Raw genomic sequence first — 15,637 nt, forward strand, 5'->3', positions numbered from 1 at the left:
GAGTCCTGCATGAGGACGTACCCGTGCGCGCAGCTCACGCGGTCGTCACCCACGGCCCTCACCCCCGGCGATGGCGCGGGCCGCCGCTGTCAGCACGGCCAGCACCTCGCTCCGGGTGCGGCCCGGCTCGTCGTTCCACGGCTCGATGTGGGGCGGCAGCGGGGAGCCGATCCTGTGCCGTACAGCCACGCTCGCCTCGGCGAGCACGGCGGACTCCGGCCTGCCGCCCACCTCGATCGGGACGCCATAGGCGGCCAGGTACAGGGCGCCCTGGAGATCCAGGCGGCCGTCAGTGGTGCTCCAGCAGCCCTGGGTCCAGCCGTGCGTCGTGATGGCGTCGGCCGCCCGGCGGATCAGCTGGCGCACCTCGGCGGGGTCTGGGCGGCGGGTGGTGCTGTACACCTCAGCCACGGCCCTCACCCGCCTCGGTGTCGGCGGGGTCGACGTGGGTGAGGGCGATCGCGGCGGAGTGGCCGTCGATCATCACCACGGGGGTGTGGCCGCCGAGGACCCACGCCTGGGAGCGCGTCACGGTGTCGAGCCGCTCGCCCTTCGGGTCATCCTCCGGGCGGCACCCCGGGTACGCCACCACGCGGGTGCCGACCGGGTGTGCCTCGTTCCAGGACTCGGCCTCGGTGGCGTCCATCAGCCCGGCCACGGCCCGGCGCCCCGGCGAGCTCAACGGGGCGCTGTCGGCGTCGGCCTCGTCGGCTCGCTCACGCAGGCGCCGGGCGGCGTACATCTGGCCGCGCTCGTGCTCGGACCGCTCCCGGGTGATCGGGGTGGCGATCTCCTCCAGCCAGGCCGCCTCGGCCCGCAGCACGTCGGCGCGGGTGGGGCGGGCGGCCAGCTCGGCGACGCGGGCGTGCAGTCCGCCGATCTGGTCGCATGCCTCACGCAACGCCACCCGCAGGTGGCCGACCTCGTCGGCCAGCGTGCGCCCGATCTTGGCCAGCGTGGCCTCCGCCGCGCTGCCCCCGTAGGACGCCGTCGACCACGTCGGCGCCGGGCGCTCCTCGTACTGCCGCAGACGGGCCATCGCCGCATCCGGCGTCAACGGGGCGCTCATGCCGCCACCTCCGTGCCCGGGGTGGCGAGGTGCCGGTACGCCGCGTCGGTCGGGTCCAGCTGATGCCGCTGCTCCAGCAGGCGCCCCGCGGCCAGGTCGGCAGCGCGGGCCTTCCGGCGGCGCGTCCCAGCGGACGAGCGGCGCGGGCGGCTGGTCGGGTTGGCGCCGACCGCGGCCTGAGAATCGGGCGTGCGCCCGGTGGTCTGGGATGATGGAGCCGTCACGGCTCCTCCTCTCGTAGCTGGGTGGGTGGTGCTGTGGCTCGGTCGGCGCCGGTGTCTCAGGCCGGTGCTGGCCATAGGGGCGCTCAGGCGGCGGCGGGGACGCGCTTCATCCGCGGCTTGGTAGCGGCCTTGCGCGTGAAGCGGGACGGCGTGACCTCGCCCTCGGCGGCGATGGCCCTGATGTGGTCCGGGGTGAGCCGCGGCGACTTGCCGACGTAGGTCCGCGGAATCCTGTTCTCCTGGATCGCCTCGACGACCCAGTTCTCGGTTTTGCCGAGGAGTTTCGCCGCCTCGGCGGGGGTGTGCAGCTTCAGGTCGGACGCCTCCGTCGCTGCGGCGAGCGCCTCAAGGGCGGCGGTCAGTCGCTCCAGCAGGGTGAGCAAGGTCGGCGGGTCCGGGGTGTTCAAGTTCATGTGTCATCTCCCTCGTTATGGCGGCGACTGGGACGTCCAGCGCCGTGGCGATGCGGTGCAAGGTGTCCGGGCTCGCTCCCCGTTGGCCGGATTCGATCCGGCACAGGAAGCCCCGGTGTCGCCCGATGAGGTCCGCGATCCGCCCAAGGCTGAGTCCACGTGCCTCACGAAGTGCCCTGATTGCGGCCCCGTGCGGTGTCACGAGAAAGACGCTACACCCATCAATGGGTGTACGCCAGGCATTGCTCGGGGTTTCTCGGTCTTCCGCGGGTGCTCGATGGGTGTCAAGGGCGCACCACGGGCGCAACGGCGCACACGATGAGGCAACAGTCAATCCCGGTTGATACTGGTCAGAGTGGGTGACCGCCAGGTGCGCGTTGCCTGCACGTGCGGCATGATGGCCCCATGGATAGGGACTGGGCGCGACTGGCCGAGGCCATCAGGCAAGCGCGAGCCACGCGCGGATGGCGGCAGATCGATCTCGCCGACGCCGCTGGCGTTACCGAATCGACCATCCAGAACCTCGAAGCCGGCACGCGGACGTACACGCGCCTACCACAGTCACTGAAGGCCATCGAGCGGGCCCTCGGCTGGGCCCCCGGGTCCGCAGTCTCCATCGTCGACGGCGGCGACCCGACTCCGCTGTCCAGCCCGGAGCAAGCCCCAGGGAGCGTCCTCCCCGTCGACATCCCGCTGCGAGTCCGCCAGGAGCTCCAGCAGGGGCACGTCGTGGACACGGAGGTTGTCGACCTCTCTCGGCCGGGCTCTAAGTCGACCGTCCTCGTTCTATGGAAGAAGGGCGACAGCGCCTCCGCGGTCACGGCTGAAGAGGTGGCCGAGTGGACCCGCATCCAGCGCGCCGTCCGCGGCATCCCCGACGGAGATACGCCCGCAACCTGACGTTTCATCAGTTATGTACTGGTTGTTTACGCAGTGAGCGCCATGTGTAAGAGTTCAGTCACCTACGAGGGGGGCCACCGCTCAATGGTGAGTAGTAAGGGGGCGCTATGCGGGTGCAGTCCATCCGTGTGCCTGACCTCCCCGGCGGCGCGTCATGCATCATCGACGACCAGCCGGGGTCGGTCATCATGTGGCTACGAGACGACCTGACGGCCGAGGATGTAGCCGAGTTGATGGCCGCGGTGTGGGCAGCGAACACATCGCAGGGGTTTTACGAGCGGCAGCCGCCGATCCTGACGGCTGCCTGACACCCCCGACGCCTGCGTACCCCCACCGCCCCATCCGGGGCGACACGCAGGCCCGGGTCGGACGACGAGGTCATATGGCGTTCACAGAGCAGCGTGTCGGCCGTGACGGAGTGACGTACTACCGGGGCCGCTACAAGCGCCCCGATGGCAAGTACGGCACGGTCCTCGGCAGTGATGGGCGCGCGGTGAGGTACCCGACCAAGCGGATCGCCCTCAGGGAGGCCCGCGAGGCCGAGCACGAAGCGAACGCGGCCGCCGGCCGCGGGCGTTGGGTGGCCCCAGAGGTCGAGCGCACCACCCTGCGGGCGTTCATCCTTGGCCCTGGCGGCACCGGCGTGGACGAAGGGTGGCTGGCGGCCCAGGATCTCGCGGCGTCGAGCGAGCAGAGCTACGGCCACTACATCAAGCGCATCCTCGACACCGACTTCGCCGATGACCCGATCGCCGACATCGACGGGGCGGCGATCGACGCCTGGGAGAAGAGGGAGAAGCAGCGGGGGGCGGGATCAAGTGCTGGCACATACCGGCGCGTGCTGCACCTCATCCTTGAGGACGCCGTAGAGCAGAGTCTGCGCACGACGAACCCGGCGAAGAAGCGACGGAACCGCGGCCGGCGCGCCGGCCGCTCGACGGCTCGCGGCCCGGAGCGGAAGATTACGACCGCCCTGGGGCTCCTGTTGATCGCCGAGCGCGCAGCGATCCTCGCTGGCCGGGACGACGAGTTCGTGGAAACCGTCATGACCGGCTACACCGGGATGCGGTGGGGTGAGGGTGTCGGTCTGGAGCCCGAGTATGTCCGGGAGGAATCCATCCAGATCGAGTGGCAGCTGTACGAGCTGGACAGCGGTGAGCTGGTGCGCTGCCCCCCGAAGGACGACAGCTACCGGACCATCGACTCACCGCGGTTCCTCACGCGCCTGCTGCGCGAGCAGATCGCCCGCTCCCCCAGCCCCTGCGCCTGCCACGGCCTGCGCTACGTGTACCGCGGGCGTGCGGGTCGGGGCGTCGAGAGGCCTTCGCTGGCGACCGTGGCGCGCGCTGCGAGCGTGTCAACCGGCACCGTGTCGAATGTGCTCAACCGGCCCGATCGTGTGCGAGCGGCGACCCGCCAGCGCGTGGAGCAGGCCATCGCGGACCTCGGCTACGCCCCGGGCGGAGCTGGTGGCCCGGAGGCCGCGCATTGGCGGCGCTCAGGGCACGCGGCATGGATCTGGACCCCAGCAGTATCCGGCTGGTACCCGAAGAAGGCGCCGCGGGACGCCCGTCCGGTGCCGCTGCTGGCCGAGCCATGGCCCGGTGTGCCAGCTCGCGGTCGGGGTGCCGCCGCAAGGGCGACCGCTTCGTGGGCACCGATCCAGACGGGCATGACGCGCCACGGCCGGCGGCACGCCCACCGCGCGCTGATGGAGCAGCTCGGCACCCCGAAGGTTCTGATGGATGAGCGTATGGGGCATGCTGACTCGTCGATGTCCGCGCGCTACTCTCATGTGACGGCGCCGATGCGCCAGGCGCTCGTCGCCGGGCTGACGGAGTTGTGGGAGACGTCGCTGGTCGCCCGGCTCGCGATGTGGCCGACGTCCCCGGTGCCGGCTCTGGAGCGACTGCTGCGGGAGCGCGAGGCCGCCCGAAATTCCAAGATCGTCTCCCAGCCTCCTCCCCAGCGCGGCCGTAAAGCCGCCGGCATTGCCGTGACCAGCGCGGTTCCTTAGCTTCGGCCTTGACTGGGGGTCAAGGGGTCGTGGGTTCAAATCCCGCCGTCCCGACAGGAACATATGGTTCCGTCGCAGATCAGGGCCCTGTCTCACACAAGTGAGGCAGGGCCCTTCTCATGCCCGCAGGCCCGGCCTCTCACAATCCCTCACAAACGACGATCCGGCGCCCAGCGCCTCTCACCGCCGCCGCAGCACCTCATCCATCCGCTCGGCCGCCGGGCGCAGGTGCTCCACGCTCGGGTGGACGTAGACCCGCTTGGTGAACGACAGGTCCGCGCGCCCGGCCCAGGCCGAGACCACGACATCCGGCACTCCGGAGGCGGCCAGCCATGTCAGGCAGGCGTGCCGCGCATCGTAGGGCCGCACCCGCCGCAGCCCGCTCCTTCCACCAGCGTGTAACAGCGGCGCCGGAGCCAGTCGGGTCTTCACCGCCCCGCCCAGCTCGTCCGCCACGCCCCGGCCCGACGCCATGCGCTCCCGGCGCTGCACGCGTCGGAGATCCTGCAGCGCCGCAAGCACCACCTGCGGGAGCGGGAGGGTCCGCCGGCCCGCCTCGGTCTTCGGGGCCTTCTCCACCACCTTGCGCTCCACGCTGGTACGCGTGATCGCCACCGTGATGGTCCCGGTGTCCAGGTCGACGTCCGTCCAGCGCATGCCGCGGACCTCGGCCGACCGCAGTCGCATGGGGGCGTACAGCCGGTCGGTCGCGATGTGCCGCAGGAACGGCACCCGCTTCACCTTCGCCGCCGCCGCTGCCTCCCGCGCGTGGCGCGGGATCGTGACGTACTGGGCCAGATCGCGCGCCACCAGCTGCCGCCGCACGGCCATGTTCAGCGCCGCCCGAAGGCGGCCGAGCGTCAGCCGCACCGAACGGATCAGATCCCCAGGCCCGTGCCCGGCTTCCCGCCCCGGACCCGCCCGGAGGTCAGCATCCAGTCGACCAGGCCCTCGACGTCCTCCTCCGACAGCTTCTGCAGCTGCTTCTCTGCCTCGGGACGCACGCCGAGGTCCTTGGTGGGATGGGACGAGCGCCTCGCTCATAGAGTCCCCCGTTGCTCGCCGTTGACCGCCTTCAGATGTGGAGGGCCGACCGGGCGGCGTCGACAAAGGCTTCCCGCGCCCGCCCGAGGTCCCCCAGCGCTTCGTTGGCGCGCAGGCCGTTGAGGAACCCCCGTGCCGCTCCGGCGACGGCGTCCGGCCCTTCAAGGTCTACCGCGCCGAGGGCCTGCTGAAGGTCGGCGCGGGCACTCGCCTGCCCGTCGCCTGTTCGCCGCGCCAGAATCGCGCCCTCCGCGGCCTCGAGGAACCGCACATACGTCTGCCGCCGCACGTCCTGTACGCGCGCGTCCCGCTGTTCTCGCAGGGTCATCCGCACCGTCTCGAGCAGCGCGTCGGCCTGGCGGTCCCCCGCGTGGCGCGCCGCCTCGGCCTGCCGGCTGCCCGCGGCGCGCGAGAACCAACCGGTGATCAAGCTGCCCGCGAGCGCCGCCCCCGCCGCGATCAGTGCGATTCCCCACTCACCCATGGCCCCATTCTTCACGTCAACGCCCACACGCGCTGACCGATCGGGAAGATCATCCCACACTCGAAATCCCTCAAAAATGGACGAATACCTCAGCTGTACCATCACCGCATGCCCATGAACCGTTCCTGCGCACGACTGCTGAGCTGCAGAGACAGCACACGTCCGGGAAGTCCTGGGCTACAATGATGAGTTGGGCGACGGGCGACGGGCGACGGGCGACGGGCGACGGGCGACGGGCGACGGGCGACGGGCGACGGGCGACGGGCGACGGGCGACGGGCGACGGGCGACGGGCGACGGGCGACGGGCGATACTCTTCGCCGCCCGGTCCGCGACCGCGCTGAACCGACTTCTGGACGTCCTTCCGGTCTTCGCGGGGGACGACCGCGTCGAGCGAGCCTTCACCCTGGTACCCGGCTCCGACTTCGGCCTGGAAGCGTTCGCGGCCGTCGAGAAGGCCGGTGGGCGCACCGTCTCGTGGGACGAGGCCAGGCGGCGCGAGCACGACCTGGTTCTCGCGGCGAGCCCGAAGGGACAGTTGGGAGTCCTGCGCGGCCCTCGCGTCCTGCTGCCGCACGGGGCCGGCTTCGGCAAGTCGATCAGCAACGAGGGCACTCCCCACGCCGCCTCGGGTCTTGACACCGCCTACCTCGCGCCCGGCGACCGCCCCTTGGCCTCTCTCCACGCGCTCGCCCACCCCGACCAGATCACTCGCCTGGCCTCGATCAATCCTCACGCGGCCTCTCGCGCCAGCGTCGTCGGTGACCCCACCTTGGAACGAATTCTCGCTTCCGTCTCGCACCGCGATCGCTACCGCGCGGCGCTGGGGACCGGCGCGCGCGCCTTGATCGCCCTCACGTCCACATGGGGACCGGAGTCGCTGCTGCGGCGGCACCCCTCGTTGCCATTGGATCTCGCCACTCACCTCCCTTACGACTCCTTTCAGTTGGCGCTGATCCTGCACCCCAACGAATGGGCCCTCCTTGGCACCCTCGATCTGGTGGAGTGCCTGAACCCGGCGTTGGAGGCGGGGATGCTGCTGGCGGCCCCGTTCGAAGAGTGGGCCGCCGTACTCGTCGCCGCGGACGCCGTGGTCACCGACCACGGCTCGACGGCCCTGTACGCCGCCGCGCTGGACCGTCCGATCATCGCCGCGTACGACGGGGGCGACGAGCTGATACCCGGCAGCCCGATAGCGCGGCTCCTCGCGTGCAGTCCCCGCCTGGACTCCTCCGCGCTGGAGACGGCCCTCGCCGCACACCGCCCCGGAACAGCGCGGGAGATCGCGCGGTCGGCGTTCGCCGAGCAGGGCAACGCCCTGGAACGACTCCGCGCCGCACTGTACGAACTCCTCGAGCTCCCCCCACCACCCGCACCCGTCGAACCCCGGCCGCTGCCGCCCCCGACTACGCCTCGCGCGCCCGCCGCCTTCGCCGTCGATATCCGCATCGACGGCTCCACCGTACGCGTGGAGCGGCTGCCCGCGCACACCACCACCTCGGCCGTGCACCACCTCGCCGCCGAGCACGGCACGGCAGGGGAGCGACAGGCCCGCAGCTCCGGAGTGCTCTACCGCCGAGCGCGCCCACCCTCCGAGGCGGCCCCGCACCGTTCGGTATGGACCGTCGACGGCTGGACGGCACACATTCTCGACGACTATCCCGGATGCCGAACGGCGGCGGTCATCCTGTCACCCACGCAGTGCGTGGCCCGCACGCGCTCCGGAACGCCCGTGTCGGTACACATCGAGCCACGGACGGAGAACGGGCGCGTCCTGTACGCCGATCCCGCCGCCGTGCTCAGCGCTGTCCACGCATGGCTGCTCGGATACGATGACCTTCCCGCCGTCCTGACCTGCGTCTCGGGCGGCCGAGGTTTCGCCGTGAGCCTCGCCCCGGCCACCGCCGGCGAGGGCACGCGCGAACTCTAGGCGGGCCGGCCGTTCCTCGCGCGCAAAGCGCGGGCCGCCTCCCGGTGCGTCGTGGCCTCGGCCTCGTGCCCGCTCTCCTCGGCCAGCCCGGCGAACGCGTCGAGGATCCTGGCCTCGTCGAAGCTGGACCTTCGGTCCCGGGCGCTGTCCAGGGCGGCCTCGTACAGCTCGCGTGCCTCGTCCCTCCTGCCCAGGGTGCGCAGCACCCCGCCCAGGGCGAAGCCGGTGCGGGCGGTCATGCGCGTGCGCTTCAACTCCCGGGCCGAGTCGTGCGCTTCCCTCAGATAGGCCGCGGCGCGCTCCGGCTCGCCGAGCGCGGCAACGGCCTCGCCCAGCCGGTAGGTCTGGAGCATGATGCCATACGCGTTCGGAATCTCCTGGTGCACGCGGCGGGCCCGCTCGTACGCGTCCGCCGCCGCCTCCCACCGGCCCTGCGCCGCGTGCAGCATGCCCCGGGCCTCAAGGGCTGAGGCCGCCACTTTGCGGTTCTCCTTCTCCGGGCCCAGGGCGCTCGCCGCGCTCAGCGCCTGCTCCACCTCGCCCAAGGACTCCTCGTAGCGTCGCAACTCCCACAGCGGGCGGGCCAGCTGGGTGCGCATCCGGGCCAGGGCCTGAATATTCTCTTCCCGTTGCGCGGCCGACACTCCGATCCGGAACACCTCGATGGCGTCGACGTGGTCGGGGTGGTCGAGGAAGTGCGTCCACAGCGGCTCGCACAGGGCCCACGCCTCGGCATCCCACCCCAGCGCATGAGCCAGCCGCACGCACGCGTACAACGCGTGCCGTTCATCAACCAGCCACGCATACGCCCGCCGCTTCACCGTCATGTCCTCGGGCCCGTCGAAGGGGACGTCCGGGGTTCCGGGGAGCTCAGGGACCGGGCGAGCCAGCGTCAGACGCGTCCCCGCCGCCAGCAGATCGGCCCGCTGGGCCTGCCGCAGATACCACCGCACGATTCGCCGCAGCGCGTCGTCGCGCTCCCGCTCGCCACCGTCCTGCCGGGCACGACGTCGGGCATGCCCCCGCAACAGTTCCGGCAGCCGCATCCTCCGCTGCCTGCCGTCCAGCAGCCCTGCCCCCTCCAGCTCCTCGAGCGCATCGTCGGCGGCTTCCGAGCCCCGGCCGAGGAGGGCCGTCGCCACATCCGAGGTGAACGTGGCCCCCGGGACATCCGCAAGCAGCCGATAGAGCAAGGCCCCGTTGACGCTCAACTCCTGGTAGGCCGCGTCCCAGACGTTCTCCACCTTCGACACCCCCTTCTCCTCCAGCTCCCGCTCAAGGTCGGCAAGCAGCCGGGACAGGGGACGGCGAGGGAACTTCCGTACCCAGCGGCCGGCGACATGCACCGCCACGGGCAGCCCGGAACAGAGCCTGACAATCCCCGCCACGGCATCAGGCTCGGCGGTGAACCGGGGATCGTCGACCACCAGGCGACGCAGCAGCTCAGCGGCGTCCTCCCCCTCCAGAGGGGACAGCGGAACGTCCGTGCCACCGTCCAAGTCGTACAGACGGCCCTGGCTGATCGCCACGAGCAGACTCGTCCCTGAACCGGGCAGCAGCGGCGCCACCTCAGCCCCGGAGCGCGCATTGTCCACGATGACCAGCAGCCGCTTGCCCTCCGTCAGCGCCCAGTACTGCTCGCGGCGATCCCTGAACTCCCACTGCCGCCACTCCGGCGACACATCCAGCCCGCGCAGCAACTCCCCCAACGCATCAACCGTGTCCACGGCCCCATCCCAGCGGAGCTCGTCGAGGTCGACATACAGCACCCCATCCGGATACCGGTCCCGAAGCACGCGGGCGATGCGGAAGGCCAGCTCCGTCTTCCCCACGCCGGCGACACCCAAAAGCTCCACGCAGGGCGCCCGGGAGGACAGCCGCCAGCCCTCGACCAGGCTCGCGACCCGGGCCAACTCCTCCCGTCGATCGGCGAAGTACACCGGCTCGGGCGGTACCTGAAAGGGCATGGGCACGGACTCCGGAGGTGACGTTGGCTCAACGCGGCGTCGGCAACAGATGATCAGTCCGCTGCCGGATTCACCCTATGCGCACCCACCGCCACGAACCAGACCACGCCCATAAGACCGTGCCCCTGCTGAACACCGGCATCCTCATCGTGTCCATCGGGTCCGTGGGGCCGTCGACGGCGGAAGCGAGACGTTCGAACTGTAAGCAGCCGCCAAGGCCGTCATCCGCACCCCCGGCCTCGTCCACGCGGTGGGGGGCTCCTCCTCGGCCGACACGGTTCTGGAGGTGGCTGGCGACGCGGTGCCCCTCGGCCCCAGGGGTGACCCGGACGAGATCGCCGATGCGGTGTTCTTCCGGGCCAGCCCGCTCAGCGCCTACATCACCGGCCCCAACCTGTACGTCGACGGCGGACCGCCCAGATCTGACGGGCTCCGGATTGACGCCTGCCCGTGTCAATGTGCGCAGTCTCCCAGTCAGCGCGAATCCGCGGGTCCACGGCAGCGAACGACTCGTCCATCGGCGGGGATGCTCAGCCTGTGGGCCACGGCTCCAGCGATGGCCACGCGTTGCCGCATGCCACAGGACAGCTGCCACGGACAGGAATCAGGAACGTCGGCGAGCCCCACGGCACCCTCGACGGCGAGATCGCCTCAGCGACTTCCCGAGAGGCTCGGTGTCCGGTGCTTCGGTGCGGGCGCCGTCGACATGGGTGCCTGAGCGGTCGCGGCAGATCACCTCCACGCCGGGGTGGTCGGCCAAGCAGTCGATGAGGGTGACGGCCTCACGGTCGAGGAGAACGTCGACGGGCCGGTGGGTACGTCGATCGACCTCGGGCACCCACGTCCGTGGCTGAGGAATGCGTGCGCAAGTCAGGGACGGTCGCCGTCGGGGAGGAGGGCGGACAGCAGGGCGCGCAGGGCCTGGTGGGAGGGGTCGGGCGGGGGTGGTCGGCCCCCGGCCTCGGCCCGGTAGCGGGCCAGTGCGGGGAACTGGGCAGGAGTGATCCTCTCGGTCAGGCGTGCGCGTTGAGTGGGGTGGCGGACCGGGTGCAGGGGGTGTTCCGCCAGCAGCTCGCCCAGGATCAGGTACCAGCAGGAGCGGAACGCGGACATCGCCTCCGTCGGGGCAAGCCCTGCCGCCAGGAAGTCGGCGACGCAAGCGTCGGCGAAGAAAAAGGCGTTGTGGGCGACGAGTTCGCCTCGGATGAGGATATGCAGCACCCAGATGTGGTCCGCCATGTAGTCGTGGGCGCCCGCGAAGCGGGCGAGGAGCCGGGCCGCCGGGCTCTCGCCGGGCACGGCAACGGGCAGGCCCGCCGCGACCTGCTCCAGGATCGCCACCAGGAGCGCCTCGCGCCCGTCGACATGGCGATAGAGCGAGGCTGCCGCCGTCCCCAACTCGGCGGCGACGGTGCGCATGGAGAGGGCATCGAGTCCGTCACGCTCGATGATCAGGCGCCCGGCGGCGACAACGGAGGCCGGAGTGAGACCTGGCCTGGGGTGTCGCCGCTGCGTCATGGGCTCATCGTTTCACGCGCCGCGGACCAGCGCTGCTCGCGATTCACGTAGGTAGGCGTACCTTAGGCGAACGCTGAACGCAGCGGGGAGGCAGCATGGCCAAGGCGGAGGCGGAGCCCACCGCGCTGCGGTGGAACCGTGGCGCGGGCGGGAATGGCGCTGGCCCCGGTCTGCCTGTGCCAGCTGGGGGTGGCACAGGACATCAGCGTGGCCAATGTGGCCCTGCCCGAGATCGGCCGGGATCTGGGCTTCGCACCCGGCGATCTCTCCTGGGTGGTGAACGCCTACACCCTGGTCTTCGGCGGCCTGCTGCTTCTCGGAGGCCGCGTCGCCGACCTCTTCGGGCATCGGCGTGCCGTAATCGCCGGGCTCCTCCTCTTCGGAGTGGCCTCCCTGCTGGGCGGCTTCGCCCAGACAGCGGCTGACCGCCAGGCCGCATGGCTCGACCACGACAGGCCGCTGCCCATCGTCGAGGGCACCGTCATCCGCCTGATCGCGGAGAAGCTGCCCAGCGGCGGGGTCAACAAGCCGGTCTGGCTGTGGTGGTCGCGCACCGGCGCCACCGAAGCGGACGTCGACCGTTGCTGGCAGTCCTTCCTTCGCCGCTTCGACATCGAGGACACGTTTCGCCTGTTCAAGCAGACCCTCGGCTGGGCCAAGCCCCGGCTTCGCAGCTCGGAAGCGGCCGACAGGTGGACCTGGCTGGTGATCGCCGCCTTTGCCCAGCTCCGGCTCGCCCGCCCGCTGGCCGCCGACCTCCGCAGGCCCTGGGAGAAGCCGACCGCGCCGGACAAACTGACCCCCGCCCGCGTCCGCAGAGGGTTCAGAAACCTGCACACGAAGACCGGCTCGCCGGGCCGGTGCACCGAAACCGTCCCGGCCCGGCCCAGGCAGGCCGCCCCGGGCTCGAACAACCGACGCCCGGCCACCCGCCACGACGTGGGCAGTCCTCGCCACCGGCGAGGCGTACGCCCGGCCCGCCCACCACAAAGTCGGCACAAAACCGCGACGCGTAGCATGAACTGGCAGCTCAAGACCTATGACCATGTGCCTCTCACCAGGCAAAATGAGCGGCATGGTCAGCGAGGGGAACACCGGTTTCACACTGCCGCGAGGCGCGACGGGCTTCTTCCGGCCGAAGGACGGCCCGCTCCCGAAGACTGAACTGCGGGCGTTCCGCGCCGCTCTGTATACCGCTGCCCGCCTCGCCGAAGGCGAAGTAGGCGAGGTGGAGGAACGGGTGTACCCCCGGACCTTCCATACCGCAACGGTCATCGGACGCGAAGGCGAGAACACTGTCCTGTGTCACGCTCACCACCCCTGGGTCGCCTTCGCCAAGACACGGCGGGACTGGTACGGAGAGGACTTCCTCTCGCCGCCGTCGTGGGCTCACGCCTTCACCAACGCGGGCTTCACGGTCCTGAGCAGCGAACGACTCGCCACACCACTCTCCGACGTGGACACCTCAGTGCTCACACAGGGCGAGTGGCGTGCGGTCCGCTTTTTCAACATCACCACGTTGGGCGGAGTCCTCTTCAACGCGTGGGACTGACATCCACGCAAGAGGCGCCATTCGACGCTCGACCATAAATGACTTCCCAATGAAAATGTCAAGCGGCGATGGCGACTTCTGGTGGCGCTTGGTAAGGGCTGTCCCGCTACTCGGCCCCGGACAGCCTGCGGGGTTGAGTCCTGAGGCGATGGGCCGATGCTGGAATGGGCTTCCTGGTTCTCAGCGACGGTAGCTGCTGGCATGATGATGTTCATGTCCATGTACCGAAAGGCCGATGCCGCGTAAGCGGCCCGGCGCGCTGCGCGCTGAACAGTCTCTCCGTGTCGCGTGGAGCTTGCCTCCGGACCGGATTCACAGCCTCTCTGCCCGAACCAGTGTCGCGATAGATCGGGTAGAGAGACTCTCGGGCGACTACTACGTCTACCCTGGCGCCACCGACCGTGCGCTGCGGCGGTATCGAGCGTTTCTGCAACCACCGGGACGACGGCCCCTTTATCCGCAGGATGCGGAGTGTTCGTGCCGCGGCTGTTCCTTCGACGACGTGCGGCACGCTCGCGACGTGCTTGAGGACGTCCTGCGGCAGTTGCCTCGCAGGCCCCGCGCCGAGCTTGAACGCCGAGTGCGTGTCCTGGATACCAGGTACGTTCAGCGCACGCTGCCGGATCCGTTTGCCACTTGTCTGCAGTGGCGTTCCGACCTCTGGTGGCGGCGCCGTCTGGGCGGCGGACGGGAAGCTGGATGAGGAGCTCAAGCTGCGGTGAAATGATCAATGCGTGGCTGGTGTGATCACGGCGTCGCAGCCGTCCTGGATAGGCCCGTTCACTGGGCTGAGCCCGCGCTGCTTCGGCAAGCTGGTGACCGCCCTGCGCCGTGAGGGAGCGGACGCGGCATACTGGCGCACGAACTTGACACTGCGCCAGCTCGCGCAGTTGTTTGGAATCTCGAAGTCTGCGGCCGACCGCATCATCAACCGCCTCGCACCGCTGCTCGCGCTGCGGTCGCGCCGACGGTTCCGCAAGGGCACCGTGCTTATCGTGGACGGCACCTTGGTTCCCACGCGTGACTATGCGATGGCCGAGCAGTCGAAGAACTACCGGTACTCCACCAACCACCAGGTCCTCATCGACGCAGATACACGGCTGGTCGTCGCAGTTGGCCGGCCTCTGCCTGGCAACCGCAACGACTGCAGGGCATGGGAGCTGTCCGGAGCGAAGGCCATCGTCGGTAATACCACGGTGATCGCTGACGGCGGCTACCGCGGCACTGGCCTGGTGATCCCGCATCGCCGCGAACCCGGCCAGGCCGAACTCCCGGCCTGGAAAGAGGAGCACAACCGCTCACATCGCAAGGTCCGTGCCCGCGTCGAGCACACCTTCGCCCGCACGAAGAGCTGGAAGATCCTCCGTGACTGCCGCTTGAAGGGAGACGGCGTTCATCACGCCATACTTGGCATAGCCCACCTGCACAACCTTGCGCTCGCCGGATAGACCGGCCCAGGTGGGCATCCCCGATGCTGACCGTGTCGAGTCAGTTGATCATTATGGGACAGCCCTTAGGCCCCGCATTCGTCACCCGATCGAAGGTGTGGATAGATGGTATTCACGCAGGGCACTTGGGGCGGGAAGTAGTGGAAAGAATTCACACCGAGACTCGGGCAAGCGTGGGCTCGATAGAGACGAACTACGGTGGCACCTGGGTTCTCCCTCCCAGCGACTCCCGATTCCTGCTGTCCGTTGAGGATTCGATAGACGCAAGGGCGGATTTCTGGAACTTTATCGCCAGTCGCTTTGCGATGGAATTCACTTATGACTCCATTTATGGCGGCGAAGGATATCGGCTCCGCTATCGCGACATTGCCCTCGATTGAGGAGAATACGCCAGACCTATCGATACCCCATCAGATTCGATGCCCTCGCTCCCTTGAGGAGGTGAACGCTGGCCCCGAGGACGCGCCCCCCGCCACCTCCGGCCAGCACTCCCCCTACTGACACCCGCGGCCGATCGGTGGTGACATGTGTGAGGAAAGCCCGCGCCAGTTTCATGCAGACCAGCACCCGCAGAGGCACTGCCGCCGCCTGGACGAAGAAGACGACGGCGACCGGCCCGACCAGGCAAACCGGATGGCCTTCACAGCCCGATGCCTGATCCGCAGCAGAGTCCCCGCTGACAAAGTTTCCCTGCGCATCCGGGTGCACACAGTCTCGTAACCGCGCACCGAGCCGCCCGCAGCCAGCACACCCCATGTCTCGGGCCGACGATCGAAGGCAAGGCAGCCCAGCCGCTCATACAGCGCCCGGGCCCGCACGTTGTCCTCTTCTACGCCCAGCTCCGTACAACGCAGGCCCGCGGTCCTTGATCCGCTGTTCAGCCACGCCAATGAGCAGCGTGCCGATTCCACAGGAGGGCAAGGCGATATGAACAGCCAATTGCCAGAGCGTCCCAGCGCCCTCCGCAGCCCGGTAGTCGATGCCGCCCACCGCCACCGGCATGTCCGTCCACGGACGTGATCACTGGCGAGCCGGATGCAGGGGAATTGGCCCGTTCCGTTCGGGAAAGGGG

18 protein-coding genes and 3 pseudogenes are annotated in these 15,637 nt (G+C 69.8%); 10 read left to right on the forward strand and 11 right to left on the reverse strand.

Features of this window, described 5'->3' with window-relative positions; translation table 11 throughout:
- Positions 1-45: 45 nt before the first annotated feature.
- The 5 genes from STBA_RS00985 to STBA_RS39390 form a co-directional block, all read right to left on the reverse strand.
- Positions 46-411 carry a hypothetical protein gene (locus STBA_RS00985; protein WP_143659391.1) on the reverse strand — a complete coding sequence of 122 codons (366 nt, stop codon included), beginning with the start codon at positions 409-411 and terminating at the stop codon, positions 46-48.
- The gene (locus tag STBA_RS00990; protein ID WP_143659392.1) at positions 404-1,069 is read right to left on the reverse strand and encodes a hypothetical protein; all 666 of its coding nucleotides are present in this window, start codon (positions 1,067-1,069) and stop codon (positions 404-406) included. The genes STBA_RS00985 and STBA_RS00990 overlap by 8 nt, the downstream gene beginning before the upstream one ends.
- Complete coding sequence (locus STBA_RS00995; protein WP_077057425.1) at positions 1,066-1,293, reverse strand: hypothetical protein; 228 nt, start codon at positions 1,291-1,293, stop codon at positions 1,066-1,068. The genes STBA_RS00990 and STBA_RS00995 overlap by 4 nt, the downstream gene beginning before the upstream one ends.
- A gap of 83 nt (positions 1,294-1,376) precedes the next feature.
- A complete protein-coding gene (locus STBA_RS01000; RefSeq protein WP_143659393.1) occupies positions 1,377-1,706 on the reverse strand; it encodes a helix-turn-helix domain-containing protein in 330 nt (109 codons plus the stop codon).
- Positions 1,639-1,908 (reverse strand): helix-turn-helix transcriptional regulator, encoded by a 270-nt coding sequence (locus tag STBA_RS39390; protein WP_077057427.1) that lies wholly within the window; start codon positions 1,906-1,908, stop codon positions 1,639-1,641. Before STBA_RS39390 ends, STBA_RS01000 begins: the two co-directional genes overlap by 68 nt.
- Positions 1,909-2,111: 203 nt before the next feature.
- On the opposite strand from STBA_RS39390, the gene STBA_RS01010 reads away from it, so the two are divergent.
- The 3 genes from STBA_RS01010 to STBA_RS01020 all read left to right on the forward strand — a co-directional run bounded on the left by STBA_RS01010 (position 2,112) and on the right by STBA_RS01020 (position 4,623).
- The gene (locus STBA_RS01010) at positions 2,112-2,606 is read left to right on the forward strand and encodes a helix-turn-helix transcriptional regulator (RefSeq protein WP_077057428.1); all 495 of its coding nucleotides are present in this window, start codon (positions 2,112-2,114) and stop codon (positions 2,604-2,606) included.
- Between the two features lie 107 nt (positions 2,607-2,713).
- Positions 2,714-2,914 carry a hypothetical protein gene (locus tag STBA_RS01015; RefSeq protein WP_077057429.1) on the forward strand — a complete coding sequence of 67 codons (201 nt, stop codon included), beginning with the start codon at positions 2,714-2,716 and terminating at the stop codon, positions 2,912-2,914.
- 74 nt (positions 2,915-2,988) lie between these two features.
- Positions 2,989-4,623 carry a LacI family DNA-binding transcriptional regulator gene (locus tag STBA_RS01020; RefSeq protein ID WP_077057430.1) on the forward strand — a complete coding sequence of 545 codons (1,635 nt, stop codon included), beginning with the start codon at positions 2,989-2,991 and terminating at the stop codon, positions 4,621-4,623.
- Positions 4,624-4,803: 180 nt separating this feature from the next.
- On the opposite strand, the gene STBA_RS01025 is transcribed toward STBA_RS01020, so the two are convergent.
- The 3 genes from STBA_RS01025 to STBA_RS01030 all read right to left on the reverse strand — a co-directional run bounded on the left by STBA_RS01025 (position 4,804) and on the right by STBA_RS01030 (position 6,151).
- On the reverse strand, positions 4,804-5,493 hold the full coding sequence (locus STBA_RS01025) for a site-specific integrase (RefSeq protein ID WP_077057431.1): 690 nt from the start codon (positions 5,491-5,493) through the stop codon (positions 4,804-4,806).
- An 8-nt stretch (positions 5,494-5,501) separates the two neighbouring features.
- The gene (locus STBA_RS39200; protein WP_290443660.1) at positions 5,502-5,627 is read right to left on the reverse strand and encodes a hypothetical protein; all 126 of its coding nucleotides are present in this window, start codon (positions 5,625-5,627) and stop codon (positions 5,502-5,504) included.
- A gap of 71 nt (positions 5,628-5,698) precedes the next feature.
- Positions 5,699-6,151 carry a hypothetical protein gene (locus STBA_RS01030; RefSeq protein ID WP_077057432.1) on the reverse strand — a complete coding sequence of 151 codons (453 nt, stop codon included), beginning with the start codon at positions 6,149-6,151 and terminating at the stop codon, positions 5,699-5,701.
- 537 nt (positions 6,152-6,688) lie between these two features.
- Here STBA_RS01030 and STBA_RS01040 point away from each other — a divergent pair.
- Positions 6,689-8,080 carry a translation initiation factor 2 gene (locus tag STBA_RS01040; protein ID WP_366510715.1) on the forward strand — a complete coding sequence of 464 codons (1,392 nt, stop codon included), beginning with the start codon at positions 6,689-6,691 and terminating at the stop codon, positions 8,078-8,080.
- On the opposite strand, the gene STBA_RS01045 is transcribed toward STBA_RS01040, so the two are convergent.
- Complete coding sequence (locus tag STBA_RS01045; RefSeq protein ID WP_077057435.1) at positions 8,077-10,047, reverse strand: tetratricopeptide repeat protein; 1,971 nt, start codon at positions 10,045-10,047, stop codon at positions 8,077-8,079. The two genes, STBA_RS01040 and STBA_RS01045, sit on opposite strands and share 4 nt — an antisense overlap.
- A gap of 250 nt (positions 10,048-10,297) precedes the next feature.
- On the opposite strand from STBA_RS01045, the gene STBA_RS38520 reads away from it, so the two are divergent.
- Positions 10,298-10,765 (forward strand): SDR family oxidoreductase, encoded by a 468-nt coding sequence (locus STBA_RS38520; RefSeq protein WP_077057436.1) that lies wholly within the window; start codon positions 10,298-10,300, stop codon positions 10,763-10,765.
- Between the two features lie 152 nt (positions 10,766-10,917).
- On the opposite strand, the gene STBA_RS01055 is transcribed toward STBA_RS38520, so the two are convergent.
- Entirely contained in the window at positions 10,918-11,565 is a 648-nt protein-coding gene (locus tag STBA_RS01055) for a TetR/AcrR family transcriptional regulator (protein ID WP_077057437.1), read from the reverse strand.
- A gap of 153 nt (positions 11,566-11,718) precedes the next feature.
- On the opposite strand from STBA_RS01055, the pseudogene STBA_RS39205 reads away from it, so the two are divergent.
- The 5 genes and pseudogenes from STBA_RS39205 to STBA_RS36980 form a co-directional block, all read left to right on the forward strand.
- A pseudogene (locus STBA_RS39205) lies at positions 11,719-11,916 on the forward strand (MFS transporter); the annotation flags it as partial.
- A gap of 78 nt (positions 11,917-11,994) precedes the next feature.
- Positions 11,995-12,510, forward strand: a pseudogene (locus tag STBA_RS39210) (transposase); the annotation flags it as partial.
- Between the two features lie 130 nt (positions 12,511-12,640).
- The gene (locus STBA_RS01070) at positions 12,641-13,117 is read left to right on the forward strand and encodes a hypothetical protein (RefSeq protein WP_366510717.1); all 477 of its coding nucleotides are present in this window, start codon (positions 12,641-12,643) and stop codon (positions 13,115-13,117) included.
- Positions 13,118-13,851: 734 nt separating this feature from the next.
- A complete protein-coding gene (locus STBA_RS01080) occupies positions 13,852-14,565 on the forward strand; it encodes an IS5/IS1182 family transposase (protein ID WP_077057440.1) in 714 nt (237 codons plus the stop codon).
- Between the two features lie 23 nt (positions 14,566-14,588).
- A complete protein-coding gene (locus tag STBA_RS36980) occupies positions 14,589-14,945 on the forward strand; it encodes a hypothetical protein (RefSeq protein ID WP_143659394.1) in 357 nt (118 codons plus the stop codon).
- 306 nt (positions 14,946-15,251) lie between these two features.
- On the opposite strand, the pseudogene STBA_RS38530 reads toward STBA_RS36980, so the two are convergent.
- Positions 15,252-15,573 (reverse strand): annotated as a pseudogene (locus tag STBA_RS38530) (GNAT family N-acetyltransferase); the annotation flags it as partial.
- Positions 15,574-15,637 lie beyond the last annotated feature (64 nt).

The sequence above is a fragment of the Streptomyces sp. MP131-18 genome (assembly GCF_001984575.1).
In the GTDB taxonomy this organism is placed as follows: domain Bacteria; phylum Actinomycetota; class Actinomycetes; order Streptomycetales; family Streptomycetaceae; genus Streptomyces; species Streptomyces johnsoniae.

Coding starts and splice junctions, on each gene's coding strand:
- STBA_RS01015 (WP_077057429.1), top strand. CDS start 2,714: ATGCGGGTGCAGTCCATCCGTGTGCCTGACCTCCCCGGCGGCGCGTCA.
- STBA_RS01055 (WP_077057437.1), bottom strand. CDS start 11,565: ATGACGCAGCGGCGACACCCCAGGCCAGGTCTCACTCCGGCCTCCGTT.
- STBA_RS01020 (WP_077057430.1), top strand. CDS start 2,989: ATGGCGTTCACAGAGCAGCGTGTCGGCCGTGACGGAGTGACGTACTAC.
- STBA_RS01000 (WP_143659393.1), bottom strand. CDS start 1,706: ATGAACTTGAACACCCCGGACCCGCCGACCTTGCTCACCCTGCTGGAG.
- STBA_RS36980 (WP_143659394.1), top strand. CDS start 14,589: ATGCTGACCGTGTCGAGTCAGTTGATCATTATGGGACAGCCCTTAGGC.
- STBA_RS01010 (WP_077057428.1), top strand. CDS start 2,112: ATGGATAGGGACTGGGCGCGACTGGCCGAGGCCATCAGGCAAGCGCGA.
- STBA_RS01045 (WP_077057435.1), bottom strand. CDS start 10,047: ATGCCCTTTCAGGTACCGCCCGAGCCGGTGTACTTCGCCGATCGACGG.
- STBA_RS01070 (WP_366510717.1), top strand. CDS start 12,641: ATGGTCAGCGAGGGGAACACCGGTTTCACACTGCCGCGAGGCGCGACG.
- STBA_RS01030 (WP_077057432.1), bottom strand. CDS start 6,151: ATGGGTGAGTGGGGAATCGCACTGATCGCGGCGGGGGCGGCGCTCGCG.
- STBA_RS00990 (WP_143659392.1), bottom strand. CDS start 1,069: ATGAGCGCCCCGTTGACGCCGGATGCGGCGATGGCCCGTCTGCGGCAG.